The organism is Curtobacterium sp. UCD-KPL2560, assembly GCF_001705035.1.
In the GTDB taxonomy this organism is placed as follows: Bacteria; Actinomycetota; Actinomycetes; order Actinomycetales; family Microbacteriaceae; genus Curtobacterium.
The window spans coordinates 1-14632 of sequence record NZ_MCIG01000022.1 but is presented as its reverse complement, the minus strand read 5'-3'; the positions used below and the strand labels follow the sequence as shown (position 1 = coordinate 14632).

Genomic DNA, 14632 nt, shown 5'->3' with positions numbered 1-14632 from the left:
TGGACGGTCCGGCAGCCAGGTCGACGCACCGACGGCCGCGGGCACGCGGGCCCCGACCGGTCGTCCGGGCGTCAGAGCTCGACGTCGCTCCCCATCGTCACCGTGCGCTGCGCCGGCAGGCCGAAGCGGGCGGCCGGGTCGGCGGCGTTGTGCGCGAGCCCGACGAACAGCTTCTTCCGCCAGCGCGCCATCCCCCGGTTGCCGGGCTGCGGCCGGAGCGCACCGCGCGAGATGAAGTACGACGCGTGCTGCATCGCGTCCGGCTCGATGTCGAGCACCTCGGCCAGGCACGCGGCGTGCAGGGCGCGGGGCAGGTCCTGGTCGTCCGAGAAGCCGAACTTCACGGTGATGTGGTCGATGCCGTCGTCCTCGTAGCCGAGGTCGTCGCGCGTGAAGGCCTTGGCGTGCGGGACGTGCGGCACGTTGGCGGTCAGCACGGACACGATGAGCACGGTGCGGTGCATGACGTGGTTGTGCTCGACGTTGGCCCGGAGCGCGAGCGGGGTCGTCTCCTTGTTCGGGTGCGGGAAGATCGCGATCCCCTCGACCCGCGGGATGTGCTTCGTGTTCACCCGCTCGATGAACTCGGCGAGGGACCCCTCACGCTCCTTGCGCTCGTCCTGCACGAGCTGCCGACCGCGGCGCCACGTCGTCATCAGCGTGATGACGGCCAGCGCGATGAGGAGCGGCACCCATCCGCCGTGCACGATCTTCGACAGGTTGCCGGCGAGGAAGGTCAGCTCGAGTCCACCGAACACGACGGCGGCCGTCACGAGCTTCCAGGTCTTCCACTGCCAGAGCGGCTTCACCACGAGCAGCAGCAGGAGCGTGTCGACGACGAGCGCGCCGGTGACGGACACCCCGTACGCGGTGGCCAGGCTCGCCGAGGACCGGAACGCGAGCATGATCGCCATGACGCCGATGAACAGCAGCAGGTTGACCGCCGGCAGGTAGATCTGACCGCCCTCCTGCCGCGAGGTCTGCCGGATCGTCAGCGGCGGCAGCAGCCCGAGCTGCACGGCCTGGCGGGTGAGCGAGAACGCCCCGGAGATGACGGCCTGGCTGGCGATCACGGTGGCGGCGGTCGCGAGCACCACGACCGGCAGCCGCAGTCCGTCCGGGAACAGCAGGAAGAACGGGTCCTTCGCGGTGGACGGGTCCTCGAGCACGAGCGACGCCTGGCCGAGGTAGTTCAGCACGAGCGCCGGGAACACGACGAAGAACCAGGCCCGCAGGATCGGGGTGCGGCCGAAGTGCCCCATGTCGGCGTACAGCGCCTCGGCACCCGTGATGACGAGCACCACGGCCCCCATCGCGACGAACGTGATGTACGGGTGCGCGATGAGGAACGCGATCGCCCAGGTCGGCGAGAGCCCCTGCAGGACGCCCGGGTGGGCGATGATGTGCGGCACCCCGGCGATCGCGATCACGGCGAACCACAGGAGCATCACGGGGCCGAACAGGTTGCCGACCTTGCCCGTGCCGAACCGCTGCACCACGAACAACAGGACGAGGATCACCGCGGCGATCGGGACGATGAGGTGCTCCACCGACGGGGCTGCGGTGGACAGGCCCTCGACCGCGGACAGCACCGAGACGGCCGGCGTGATGACGGAGTCGCCGTAGAACAGCGAGACGCCGATGATCCCGATGACCAGGAAGATCGTCGCGCCCCCTCGGCGCTTCGCGTAGAGGCGGCGGGCCAGGGCGGCGAGCGCCATCACGCCACCCTCGCCGTTGTTGTCGGCGCGCATGAGGACGAGCACGTACTTGATCGACACGACGACCGTGACGCTCCAGAACATGATCGAGATGACGCCGTAGACGTCCTCCTGCGTGGCCTTGACGATGCCGCCGTCGATGGTGAACACGGTGCGCAGCGCGTACAGCGGGCTCGTGCCGATGTCGCCGAAGACGACACCGAGGGCGGCGAGCGCGAGCGCCGCGACGCTCTTCGAGGGTCCGTGCGTGCCGTCGTCCACGGTGGCCGTGGCGTGCGACTGTGAGCGTGTCTCGGTCACGCGGATCTCTTCCGTCGGGGTCGTCCGGGCGACGGCCGCGGATCATCATCGCACCGGAGGGGGTGTTCCGCTCGCAGCGTCCACCGAGGTGCGTCCGCCGGTGCGGAGACCGGACCGGCGGTGCCGTACCCCGGTCCCTCGACGCGTACAGGAACCGGGTCCTACCGTCGGCGACGTCGACAGCGCGGGCACCCCGCGCGGAAGGAGCACCTGATGAACCTGGACGGCTTCGAGCCCGTGCAACTGATCGTCTTCGTCGTGGCCGTCGTGCTGGTGTTCGGCGGGCTGATCTCGAGCCGCCGGCGCCGCTGAGCGGCGGCCACGCGGCGGGCGGCGGGACGCACGTGCGGCGTCGCGCCCCGCGCGTCGCGTGACCACGGACCGGACGGGAGGCGCGGTACCGACGGGTGCCGCGCCTCCCGTCCGTCACGTGGCCGGGTCGGGCCGGGGCGGCCCCGCCAGGTGGCGTCCGGCTGACGACCGACCGGCGGACGGCGGAACCCGGTCGCCCGGTCGCCCGGTCGGGTCCGACGAGGTCCGGTCAGGCCGCCAGGCCGGTGAGCACGTCGTGCGCGACGCGCGCCGAGCGCGCCGCCGCGTCGTCCAGGTGCTCCTTGAACTCGTCGCCGTCGGGGGCGCAGAGGTCGCTGATCCCGCGGATCGAGACGAACGGCATGTCGTGCACGTGCGCGAACTGCGCGATCGCGGCGGACTCCATGTCGACGGCGGCGACGTCGGGGAAGGCGTCCCGGAGCAGGCGCGCGCGGCCCTCGGTCACGAAGACCTCGCTCGACCCGATGGTCGCCGGTCGGATCCGGTAGTCGGCGTCCGAGCCGGTCGCGAGCGCGACCATGCGTGCGTCGGGCGCGTACCGCGGCGGCATGCCGGGCACCTGGCCGAGCGCGTAGCCGAACGCCGTGGCGTCCGCGTTCACGTTGACGTAGTGGTCGCCGACCACGACGTCCCCGATCGCGATGCCGCGCATGAGGCCGCCCGCGGTGCCCACGCTGAGCACGGGCACGGCGCCGAAGTCGTGGTAGCAGTGCGCGACGGCGGCGGTCGCGTTCGTGAAGCCGATGCCGCTGCGGCGCAGGGCGACCACGCGGCCGCCCACGTCGAGCAGGTGGTGCCGGTCGTGGCCGCCGACGGGCCCGTCGTCGATCACGACACCGCCGAGCAGGGTGGCGACGGCCGCGAGCTCCTCGCTCATGGCGGCGATCACGACGGCGACGGGTCCCTGCTCCTGGTGCACCGGACGATCCTCGCACGGGCCGCGGACACCGCCGGACCGATCGTCCGTGCTGCCGGACCGGTCGCCGCGGGACGCCGTCCCGGTCCCGCACTGCGGCGCGCGGGGCCGCCGGGTGACAGCATGGCCGCATGCGGAATCGTGTCGGCCGTGACGAGCGTGCAGGACTCCGGGCCTTCCGGAACCAGTTCGCCGTGGTCGCCGGGATCATGCCCGTCATCGCGTTCGTCCTCGTGGTCGACCGCGACGAGGTCGGCGTGCTGGCGACCGTCGGGACCGCGCTCCCCCTCGTCGCCCTCGCCGTGACGGCCGCCGCGCCGCCGAGGGTCGACCCGCGGTGGTTCGCCGCCGTGCTCGCCGCCGACGTCGCCGGGATCGCGCTCATCCGCGGTGACGTCCCGACGATCGGCGTGAGTGCGCTGTTCGTCCTGCCGGCGATCTGGTCGGGCTACGCCTTCGGGTTCCGCGGCGCCTCGCTCACGGCGGTCGTCGCGATCGGCCTGCTCTGGGTCGGTGCCCCCGGCGAGTGGGCCGTCGTCGACGCCGAGGACACCGCCCGGCTGGTCTCCCTGCCGCTCGTGATCGCGGCGGTCAGCGGGACGTCCTCCGTCCTCGCCCGACGGGGCAAGGCGCGGCAGCAGCTCCTGCTCGGGCAGGCCGCGCTGCTGCACACCCGGCTCGCCGAGGTGACCGCCCGCGAGGAGGCCGTCCGTGCCGTGCTCGACTCGGTCGACTTCGACGTGCTCGCGTTCGACCCCGAGGGGCGCACCACCGTCGACAACGCCGGCCGCGGCGGAGCGGCCCTGCTCGACCTGGCCGCGCGCGGCGGGAGCACCGACCTCGACACCCTCGTGCAGCGCACGGTCGACGGCACCGAGCTCGACGGCGAGCTCGTGTCGGTCCGCCGCGAGGACGGCTCCGTACGGACCTACACCGTGAGCACGCGCCTGCTCCCCGACGCGGCCGGGGCCGAGGGCGGCGCGGGCGGGGTGCTCGTCGCGCGGGACGTCACCGCCGAACGTGCGGCGTTGCAGGCGCGCGAGGACCTGGTCGCGTCGGTCTCCCACGAACTCCGGACCCCGACGACCGCGGTCCTCGGCTCGGTCGAGCTCGCCCGCGAGGTCGAGGGCCTGCCACCCGCCGCCGAACGCATGCTCGACGTGGCGTCGCGGAACGCCGAACGCCTGGTCGAGCTCGTCGGGGGCATCCTGCAGGCCGCGCGCGAGGACCGGGTGGACCTGGTGCCCGCGCCGTTCGACCTGCTCGACGTCGTCGGCGCCGCCGTCGAGGCCGCCGAGCCCGCGGCGCGCGTGGCCGGGGTCGAACTCCGGACCACGCCGACCGAGGCGCCCGTCCGGGTCGTCGCCGACGCGTTCCGGATCCGGCAGGTCGTCGACAACCTCGTGAGCAACGCGGTGAAGTACAACCGGGACGGCGGGTGGGTCGAGATCGGCGCGCACGCCGTCGGCGACAAGGTGTGGCTGATCGTGCGGGACGACGGGATCGGCATCGCGGACGGCGACCAGGACCACCTGTTCGAACGGTTCTTCCGCGCCGAGAGCGTCCGCCGCACCGGGGTCCACGGCACCGGGCTCGGGCTCGCGATCAGCCGGCAGATCGCCCGACGGCACGGCGGCGACCTCGTGGTGACGAGCGCACTCGGCGAGGGCACGACCGTGACCATGACGATCCCGGCGGCACCGCCGGCGACCACGACGAGGGGAGCCCGCGCGTGAACCCCCTGCTGCTCTGGGCGACGATCGGGAGCGGGCTGCTGCTGCTCGTGACGGTCCTCGCCGGCCGACGCTGGCGCCGACGCCGGACCGACGTGCCGCGGTCGGCCCTCGACGCCGCGGTCGCCTCGGTCGGTGCGTTCCTCGTGCTCGTCGCCGCGTCGTTGTTCGCGAGCGACCAGACCCGCGTGCTGATCGTCTGGCTCGTCGTGCTGCTCGCGGTCGCCCTGTTCTGCATCGTGTTCCGCAGCCGTCCCGAGGTGCTCGCCGAGGACGACGCGTCGGTACCGCAGCGCGCCGAGGTGCTCCCCGCCGTCGTCCGGACCCTGGAGCGGGCGGACTACCACCAGGTGTCGCTCGTGCGGGTCGCCGTCACCCTCGAGGACGCCGCCCTGCTCACGACCGCGTTCGGCGTGGGCGTGACCGGGGGTGCCCGGGCGATGCTCGCGCGCGCGGTGGTCGCGGTCGTGCCGCCGGACGCGACCGTGTGGACCGAGGACGCCGACCGGGTGGTGGCCCTCGTGCGCCAGGAGGAGTGCGACCTCGGCGCGTGGCGGAGCCAGGTCGAGGCCGCCGTGGCGTCGTCGGCACCCGGGCAGGTGCCGACCGTGCCGTCGTCGTCGTGGCGGACCACCTCGACCGACGACCACGGCTACGCGCTGGCCGACCTCGAGGCCGAGGAGCAGGGCTGAGCGCTGCCGGGCCGCGCGCCGCCCGGCCACGCGTCGCCGGGCCGCGCACCGCCGGGCCGCGGATCGCTGGGCCGCGCACCGGGCCACAGGCCGGGCCGCGCGGGACGGTCCAGAGCGGATCTTGAGCATCCGCTGCGCCGGACCCGCGCCGCACCAGAGGCCGTCGTCGGAGACTCGTTGCAACCGCATCGAGACCCGAACGATCAGGAGCCCCACGTTGTCCACGACGCAGACCGCCGGCACCGCAGCCTCCACCCCCGTCCGCACCTCGCCCTCCGCCGAGGAGCGACTCCGGTACACCCGCCGCCACGACCCCGAGCTGGCCGCGTCGGTCATGGACGACCTCGACGCCCTCCCCGAGTACCGCCCGTCGATCGGCTGCGTCATCCCCGCGTACAACGAGGAGGAGACCATCGGCGCGGTCCTCCGCTCCCTGCTCGAGCAGACCCGCCTGCCCGACGTCGTGCACGTCGTCATCAACAACACGACCGACCGCTCCTTCGACGTCGCCGCCGAGTTCGCCGGCCCGCACCGCGTCGAGCGCGACGGGGTCGAACAGCGCACCGAGGTCTACGTGCACGACATCGGCGAGAACGCGGACAAGAAGGTCGGTGCGCTCAACTACGGCTTCAGCCTCATCGAGGGCTGCGACTACATGCTCGGCGTCGACGGCGACACCACGGCCGACCCCGAGGCCGTCGAGTGGCTCGCGCAGGAGATCGTCTCGGACGCGCGCATCGGGGGCATCTCCGCGATCTACTCGATCGACGACCGTCCCTTCCGCGGCGTCGTCCCCCGCTTCCTCATCGCCGGACAGCGCGCCCAGTTCGCCGCGTTCAACATGCAGAACATGCTCAAGGGCCGGAACATGGCGGTGCTCGGCGGGCAGTTCTCGATCTTCTCGATGCGCGCCCTGCACGAGGTCATGGAGGCGAACCACCAGGGCTCCCCGTGGGTGAAGGACAGCGAGGTCGAGGACTCGCTCCTGTCGCTCCAGGTGAAGAGCGCCGGCTACCTGACGAAGATCAGCGCCCGTGCCCGCGCCGACGTCGGCGGCATGCACACCCTCCGCGGCCTCGACGCCCAGCAGGTCAAGTGGAACTTCGGCGCCATCGAGCTCATGTGGCCTGGCCAGCGCGGCGACACGAAGGGGCAGCCGTTCCACCCGAACCTGCGGCTGCGGTGGCTCGAGCACGCGTCGATGGCGATGAACTTCCTCACCCGGGTGCTGTTCGTCCTGCTGCTCGTGGCGTCCCTGTCGATCCACGCCTTCGTCTTCAGCCCGCTCTGGCTCGTCCCGCCGGTCGTCGCGGTCGCGCTGAACCTGCGCGTCGTCGCGTCCATGAAGCACCGCACCTGGCGGGACGTCCTGTTCGCCCTGCTGCTCGTGCCCGCCGAGGTCTACATGTGGATCCGGCTCGGCCACTTCCTGCGCGCGTGGACCCGCTTCGGCAGCAAGAAGCAGACCGACAACTGGGCCGAGCAGGCCAAGGCCGAGCGCGGTTCGGGCAACGCCCACCTCGCCCCGGTCGTGATCGTCCTGCTCGTGATGGCCGCCGCCGTGTTCGGCTGGCTGCAGCTCGACGTCGTGACGCAGGCGCGCATCCTGGGCTCCGGCTGGCCCGTCCTCGCCGTCATCACGGCACTGCAGACCCTCGGGATGGTCGGCAAGCTGCTCCGCCGCCAGTTCGGGTACAAGGTCTGACGGGTGCCGCCCTGCGCCCTACTCCGCGACGTACCCCGGGTCCCCGGGGCCCGTCAGGCGGTACCCGACGCCCCGGACCGTCACGACGAAGCGTGGCGCGTTCGGGTCGTCGGCGAGCTTGCGGCGCAGGTTGGCCATGTGCACCTCGACCGCACGGCGGTCGGCGTCGCCGATGTAGTGCGTGGTGACGTACGCGTCGTTCCGGATCGCGAGCGCCAGGTCCGCCTTCGACCGCACGCGACGCCGGGAGTCGACGAGCGTGGCGATCAGGTCGAACTCGGTCTTGGTCAGCTCGACGGGCGTGCCGTCCACCTGGACGAGCCGCGCCTCCGGGTCGATCGCGAGGCCGTTGTGCCGGACCCACGTGCCCTCGTCCTGCGCCGGGGTGACCGCCGCCGGGACGGTCGGCACGACGGCCCCCGCGGCCTCGGCACCCCGGTCCGGTACCCGCTCGGCAGGAGCGGCCTCGACGGCGGGCGCGGCGGCGGGGACCCACTCGGGTGCGACCGGGGCGGACCCGACCGGCGACACCGGGGTCGCCGCACCGACGCCCGCGGCGAGCGCCCCGGCGGTCGGTGTCGCGGCACCGACCGCGCGGACCGCAGGCGCGGAGCCGTCGATCTCGACGACCGTGCGCGGTCGGCGGAGCATCGCCCCGAGCCGCGCGCGGAGCTCGCGCGGCCGGAACGGCTTGACGATGTAGTCGTCGGCGCCGGCCTCCAGGCCCTGCAGCACGTCGATCTCGTCGCCCATCGCCGAGATCATCACGATGTAGGTGCTGCTCGACGCCCGGATGCGTCGGGCCACCTCGAAGCCGTCGATCCCCGGCAGCGACACGTCCAGGGTCGTCACGACCGGCTCGTGCGCGAGGACCGCGCGGACGCCGTCCTCGCCGTTCCCGGTGCTGACGGTGGAGTAGCCGGCCTGCGTGAGCACCTGCTCGAGCAGGTAGCGGATGTCGAGGTCGTCCTCGATCACCACCGCGACCCGTCGGTCCTGGTCGGTGTCGGTCATGCTGGTCCCCTCCCCCGACACGGGGGAGCCCCGTGAGCGGCACGCTGGTGGTCGTGGACGCGCACCCGGTCGGCGACCGCTACGAGTGGCTCGTCCCATCGGAGTATGGCAGCCGGCTCCTGCACGCGGTGAGCTGGGGTGCCGCGCTGCGGGAGTTCTCACCGCCGCCGCACGTGCTCCTGCTGGCGGATCCGGGGGTGGTCGACGCGGCCGCGGTCGGTTCGGTGGTGCGGATCTGCCGGGCACTCGGGGTCCGGGTGGTCTGCGACGCCTCGCGGCTCGGCCCCGACGCGGTCGGTGCCGCGCGGTCCTGCGGTGCGGTCGTCTGGGACGGCTCGCCGGTCACCGCGGGCGACGCGTTCGGCGCGGACGCGGCGGGCTGACGCCGTCACGACGGCGTACGGGAGGCACGGTGCGGGGCCGCCACGAGCCTCCCGTCCAACCCGTGCGCACGACGGGAGGCACGGTGCGGGGCCGCCACGAGCCTCCCGTCCGGCACGTGGGGACGACGGGAGGCGCGCACCGGGGCCGCCACGCGCCTCCCGTCCGCCTCGACGCGGTGCCGACCGCGGGGTCAGCGCACCTCGAGCGCGTACAGCGAGTACCCGTACGGCGTGCCCCGTTCGACGCCCTGCAGCCGCAGCGTCCGCCACGAGCCGTGCAGCGCGACCCGGTCGGCGCCGCCGTCGCCGTCGGTCACCGTCGCGACCGTCGTCCACGCGCCCGTCGTGCCGTCACGGCCCTCGATCCGGTACGAGCGGCCGTACGCGGCCTCCCACCGGATCGTCGCCTCGTGCACCGTGTGCACCGCACCGAGGTCGACGTCGAGGTGGGCGTCGTCGACGTGCTCGCTCGCCCACCGCGTCCCCGGGTCGCCGTCGACGGCGAGGCGGGCCGGGGTGCCGGCCGACTCGTCGCCCGATGACCGCACGGTCGCGCGGCGGGCGAGGTCGGGTGTCGGCGCGCCCTCGGTGGAGAACACCCGGAACGACCACACCGAGACGCCGTACCGCGTGTTCCTGGTGTCGGCGACGAGCCGCACGTACCGACCGCGCACCCCGTCGAGGGCGTGCCGCTCGGTCCCGCCGCTCCCCGCGGTCGTGGTCGCGACCGTGCGCCACGGGTCGGTGTCGCGGTCGCGGACCTGGACGCGGTCGGACGCCGCCGAGGCCGCCTCCCACGCGACCTCGACCCGGTCGAGCGGCAGCACCGTGCCGAGGTCGACCGTGAGCCCCTCGCCGTCGTGGGCGGCGCTCGACCAGCGGGTCGTGTCGTCGTCGTCCACGGCCGCGTCGCCGGCCAGGTCGCCCCGCTCGTCCGACGAGGTCGTCACCGGCTTGCCGACCGCGACGTCCCGGGCGACCGCGGGGGTGGCCGGGGCGTCGAGCGTGCGGACCACGGCGGTGCCGGCGGCCTCTCCCCGGGTCGCCCGGACGGTGATCGTCGCGCCGGGGGTACGGGGTGCGGTGACGACCCCGGCATCGGTGACCGTCGCCCCGTCGTCCGGGTCCGCGGCGGTCCCGCTGCCGTCCGCCGTGTCGACGGTCCACGTCGGGCGCGCCGCTCCCTCGAGCAGCCCGCCGGCGCCGTCCGCGTCGAAGCCGTACGCGGCGAGCCGGACGGTGTCGCCGGACCGGACGGTGGCGCTGCGCGGGGCCACGAGCAGGTCCCGCACGGTGACGGCCGACGCGGCGGGGGTCCCGGTGACCCTGACCTCCCACACCGAGTAGCCGTACTGCGTCAGCCGGTCGGTCAGGTGCAGCCGGACGTACCGGGCGGTCGCCCCGACGGGCACGGTGTCGGCGGCGGCGTCGGTCTTCTCGACCGTGCGGACGTCGCGCCAGGGACCGTCCGCCGCGTCGGCCACCTGGACGACGTAGCGTGCGGCCGCCGCGGCCTCCCAGTCCACCTGCACGGTGTCGACGTCGCGGGCACCGCCGAGGTCGAGCACCAGGTCGACGTCGTCGACACCGTGGCGGCTCTCCCACCGGGTGGAGCGGTCACCGTCGACGGCCCTCGCGGCCGTGCTCCCGCCGTCGGTCGAGGTCGCGGTGGCCCGGACGCCGGGGACGACGGGGACCGTGACGACCGAGGACACGACCGCGGTCCCCTCGACCGTGGCCGGTCCGGCACCGACGGTGGCGACCAGGTAGCCGGCACCCGGTCCCGTGGTGGTCAGGGTGCCGTCGGCGGTGACCGAACCCGGCGCGGTCGTGCTCCACACCGGCGGGGCGGGCAGCGCGGCGGGGTCGCCGTACTGGTCGTGCCCCTCGGCGCGGAAGGTCACCGGGGTGCCGACGACGAGCCGCTCGACGCCGGGGGTCACCGTGAGGCCGGTGAGCACGGGCGTCGGGGCCACCCGGAACCGGTGTTCGCCGTGCACGGAGCCGACCGTGGCCGTCACCGTCGCGACGTCCACCGGGTCGGCGCCGGCGTGCAGGGTGCCGTCGGCGTCGATCGTCCCCGAGGACGTGGTCCAGCGCACGCCCTCGAGCGGCACGGTCGCGCCGTACTGGTCGGTGCCGGTCGCGGTGAGGTGCACCGTGCTCCCGGGGGCGACCGTCCTGGCGCCGCCGTCGAGGGCGACCGCGACCTCGGTCAGCCGGGCGTCGAGGTGCGAGGTGATCTGCGTCCGGGCCGGGACCGCGATCTGCCCGATCACGCGCTGCCCCTCGTAGACGTCGTAGGTGTGCTGGACGTCGTCGATGTTGTCGAGCACGTACGAGTACGTGCCGTCGGCGGCCCGGAACACCTGGCTGAGCGGGTTCGAGGTGTGCCGGTCGGTGACCTCGGTGCCGACGGTGCGGTTCGACATCGCCTGGTGGTAGACCAGGCCGGCCATCGACTGCCCGGTGACGGCCGGGTCCTGCTCCGCCCAGAGCGCCGCGTGCACGTCGGCGTAGGTGTCGGGGTCGTACTGGGCGAGGAAGCCGAGCACGACGTTGCCGAGGGCGTCGCCCATGTCGCTGAACACCGCCGCGGCGTGGGCCGTGTCGACACCAGGGCGGTGGTCGGTCAGGTCGACGCCGTACAGCCGGTCGATCGTCGCGGTGTCCGCCCGGTAGTCGGTGACCAGGAAGGACAGCAGCGGCGAGCGCACCGGCCAGTCGGCGGGCTGCCGGTCGGCGGTCGGACCGTCGAGCTCGGCGGGCACGAGGGCCGCTGGCAGGGTCTCCGGCGTCCAGTACGCGTCCGGGAACACCACGGTGCCGTCCTCGGCGACCGAGACGTACAGCGTGTCGGTCGCGCGGTCGTACAGCGGGTTCGCGGCCGTCCGGGCGGTGACGTACCCGGGGTGGTTCCGCTCGGCGGCGCGGACGGCGTCCTGCAGCTCGCGGATCGCCGCCGGTCGGTCCCGGGTGATGACGGCGTCGCCGTAGGTGCCGACGCCCCACCACTTCTTCGTGAGCATCTGCACGTGGCCCGCGTTGCCGCCGACCACGCCGTCCTGTCCGACGACCTGTGGTCGTGCGCGCATCATCTGCCGCATGAGCGACGCCGAGAAGTCCGGGTCCCACCCGAAGTACGCGAACCACGGGGCGGTCGGCATCCACTGGATGCCGTAGATCCAGGCCGGGTCGCCCGAGAAGTACGTCGCCTCGGCCTGCCCGGAGTCGAACAGGATGCCCGCCTGCCCGGCCCGGTACGCCGCGGGGAACGCGCCGTTCCCGTCGTACGCCTTCGACGCGGGGTTGCCGTGCGCGTTCTGGTAGTAGTCCCGCACGGCCGCCCGCTCGGTGACGTACTGCATCGCGCCGGTGGCCTGCATCTCCTCGTCGCCGAGGACGGTGCCGAGCAGGAACAGCCCGGCCTCGGACTGGACCGCCTCGGACGACGACTCCTGGTTGTTGCCGCCCGGCGAGGAGACCCCGCCGGCGTTCGAGTGCCCGGTCCAGACGCCGAACGTCCGCAGGTACGGGAAGCGGGCGTCGTCGCGGTCCCAGTTCGCGTACTGCTTCGCGACCAGGGTGGCCATGTCGCCGTAGCGCTCGGCCCACGCCGGGTCGGCCCGACCGAGCATCGCGGTCGCGAGCGCGAAGTAGCCGTAGTGGAAGTGGTTGTCGTTGAACTGCGCCGAGCCGTACGAGTCGCCGAAGCCGATCAGGGCCTTCCACGTCGGGTACATCGCGAAGAAGTGCTCGCGCTCCCCCGCGGAGTACGTGTACCAGTCGGTGAGCGCCCGTTCGAGCGTCGACCGGAGCCGCTCGGCGTCCGCGTCGTCGCCGATCTGGTCGGCGATCGTCATGTACGCGCCGAGCTGCTGCAGGTCCTTGCCGCCCCAGTAGGTGTCCCCGCCGTAGGTGGTCTTCGCGGCGTAGTCGGCGAGGTACCGCCGCATGACGTCCTCGCGGTACGGGTCGTCGCCCGTGGCCGTGGGTTCCGCGCCGACCGGGGTGAGCCCGCTGAACGCGTAGCGGAGCGTCCAGCCGTCGTGCCCGACGGTGGTGCGCATGGTGCCCCGGGGCGTCGCGTACGTGGCCCCGGTGAAGCGGAGGTCGTTCGTCGACTCGGCGTACTGGTGCTGGAGCCAGCCCTGCACGGTGTCGTGGTCGGTGCCCTGCAGCAGGTCGGTGCGGAGCGACCAGCGCTGCTCCACCTGCCCGGCTGCGGGGTCGTACGAGTAGGCCATCGTGGTGTCCCGCGGCACCGCGAACGCCGTGCGGTGCAGGTCGTCGAGCGTCAGCCCGTGCTCGGGCACTGCGCTGACCACCAGGTAGGGCGTGCCCGTGGACGCGTCCAGGACGTCGCCCGTGCGGGTGAACGTCGTGCCGGTCGGGGCGTGCACGCCGAACACGTGCCCGTCCTGGCGGATCTCGAAGCGGTCGGCCGTGATCGTGCCGGTCAGGCGCTCGCCGTCGCCGTCCGTGAGCGTCGCACCGGGCTGCAGCGTCAGCCGAGGGGTCGCGCCGTGGAACTCGAACCACTCGTAGGGCGAGCCCTGCACGCTCGTGACGTCGACGGACTGGCCGCCGGGGCCGTCCTGGGGCATCCGCCAGCTGACGTTCCAGTCGCCCCACCGCAGGGCGTCGGCCTCCTTCGCCGAGAACGTCGTGGAGGACCGCTCGGCGAGGCCGTCGGGCGCGTCGGTCAGCAGCACCTGGTCGAGCAGGACGTGCGCCCAGCCGGCGCGCAGGTCGTCGACCACGCGGAGCTGCGCGGTCCTGCCGCGGAGCGCCGAGACGTCCCACGACGCCCACCGGAGCACCTCGCTGTCGGTGCCGGTCGCCTGCTCGACGACCTGCCCGCCCACCAGGAGCTGCACCGCCTCGTGGTCGGGGTGCCGACCGCCGCCGACGAGGAACGCGAGCGTCGAACGGTCGATCGTGAACGCGGGCGAGGTGAGCGTGCCCGTCGCGCCGTCGCCGTCGTCGTCCGTGAAGGAGTCGAGGAAGCCCTTCCCGAGCCACCCCGAGACCGCGCTCTGCCCGCGTGCCGTGTCGGTCGCGGTCGTCGTGAACGCGTCGCCGGTCGCGGTCCAGTCGGCGGGGACGCCGTCCTCGAAGTCGGCGAGGAGCCGGTCGGAGGCGTCCGGGGTCGGCTCGACGGTCGCGCCGACGGTGATCGGGGCGTCGAGCCGCATGGCCGTGCCGTCGGCGTTCCAGGTGGTCGGGTAGCTGAGCTTCGTCCCCGCGGCGCTGTTCGACGACACGAACGGGTAGGCCCACATGTCGCCGGACCAGCGGCTGACGAGCAGGTCGGTCCACCACTGGTTGGTCGGCACCGGCTTGCCCGCCTGCGACGGGTCGACGTACAGGTGCTGGTCGACGGTGGCCTGCACGTCCGCGATGTCGGGCAGGCTCCCGGGCGGGGTCGGGGCGTAGGAGCCGGCGCCGACGCGGACGCCGTCCGCGGGCGGCCCGGCGGGCGCAGCAGCGGCGGCGGGTGCGGCGGGTGCGGGCGCGGCAGCGCCGGGTACCGCGGTCGCCGGGTTCGCGGTGCCGAGGGCGGAGAGGGTCAGCGCGCCGACCACGAGCGCGACGACGGAGGAGCGGACGACGTCCACGGTGGGTCCCTTCCGGGGAGGTGGGTGTCGGCGGGGGCCGCGGCCGACGGTCGCGCTCGGGTGTCGCGGGTCCCTGTCGGCAGTGCGGCGGCGCCCGTCAGCGTCCCGGGTCACGAGATCGAGGAAGTGTCGCGTCTGGTCCGGAGAGCGCGGCCGGGCCGGACGGGAGGCGCGGGTCGGGGCCACCACGCGCCTCCCGCCCGGTGGGCGGGCA

General features: G+C 73.9%; 8 protein-coding genes. 4 read left to right on the top strand and 4 right to left on the bottom strand.

The window, feature by feature from the left end:
• Window positions 1-71 precede the first annotated feature (71 nt).
• Both BEP24_RS07445 and mtnN read right to left on the bottom strand, forming a co-directional pair.
• Window positions 72-2021 (bottom strand): potassium transporter Kup, encoded by a 1950-nt coding sequence (locus tag BEP24_RS07445; RefSeq protein ID WP_065961924.1) that lies wholly within the window; start codon window positions 2019-2021, stop codon window positions 72-74.
• Between the two features lie 541 nt (window positions 2022-2562).
• The gene (mtnN, locus tag BEP24_RS07440; protein ID WP_083230182.1) at window positions 2563-3273 is read right to left on the bottom strand and encodes a 5'-methylthioadenosine/S-adenosylhomocysteine nucleosidase; all 711 of its coding nucleotides are present in this window, start codon (window positions 3271-3273) and stop codon (window positions 2563-2565) included.
• Between the two features lie 128 nt (window positions 3274-3401).
• Here mtnN and BEP24_RS07435 point away from each other — a divergent pair, with 128 nt between their 5' ends.
• From BEP24_RS07435 to BEP24_RS07425, 3 genes are all read left to right on the top strand, one after another.
• Entirely contained in the window at window positions 3402-5006 is a 1605-nt protein-coding gene (locus BEP24_RS07435; RefSeq protein ID WP_071249449.1) for a HAMP domain-containing sensor histidine kinase, read from the top strand.
• Entirely contained in the window at window positions 5003-5695 is a 693-nt protein-coding gene (locus BEP24_RS07430) for a hypothetical protein (RefSeq protein WP_065961920.1), read from the top strand. The genes BEP24_RS07435 and BEP24_RS07430 overlap by 4 nt, the downstream gene beginning before the upstream one ends.
• Window positions 5696-5912: 217 nt before the next feature.
• Window positions 5913-7400: a glycosyltransferase family 2 protein gene (locus BEP24_RS07425; RefSeq protein ID WP_366556882.1), complete on the top strand. Its 1488-nt coding sequence runs from the start codon at window positions 5913-5915 to the stop codon at window positions 7398-7400.
• Between the two features lie 18 nt (window positions 7401-7418).
• On the opposite strand, the gene BEP24_RS07420 is transcribed toward BEP24_RS07425, so the two are convergent.
• Window positions 7419-8414, bottom strand: a complete 996-nt coding sequence (locus BEP24_RS07420; protein ID WP_065961919.1) for a response regulator transcription factor — start codon at window positions 8412-8414, stop codon at window positions 7419-7421.
• Between the two features lie 32 nt (window positions 8415-8446).
• On the opposite strand from BEP24_RS07420, the gene BEP24_RS07415 reads away from it, so the two are divergent.
• Window positions 8447-8797 (top strand): hypothetical protein, encoded by a 351-nt coding sequence (locus BEP24_RS07415; RefSeq protein WP_065961918.1) that lies wholly within the window; start codon window positions 8447-8449, stop codon window positions 8795-8797.
• 191 nt (window positions 8798-8988) lie between these two features.
• On the opposite strand, the gene BEP24_RS07410 is transcribed toward BEP24_RS07415, so the two are convergent.
• The gene (locus tag BEP24_RS07410; RefSeq protein ID WP_065961917.1) at window positions 8989-14418 is read right to left on the bottom strand and encodes a discoidin domain-containing protein; all 5430 of its coding nucleotides are present in this window, start codon (window positions 14416-14418) and stop codon (window positions 8989-8991) included.
• Between the last annotated feature and the right edge of the window lie 214 nt (window positions 14419-14632).

Coding starts and splice junctions, on each gene's coding strand:
- BEP24_RS07435 (WP_071249449.1), top strand. CDS start 3,402: ATGCGGAATCGTGTCGGCCGTGACGAGCGTGCAGGACTCCGGGCCTTC.
- BEP24_RS07420 (WP_065961919.1), bottom strand. CDS start 8,414: ATGACCGACACCGACCAGGACCGACGGGTCGCGGTGGTGATCGAGGAC.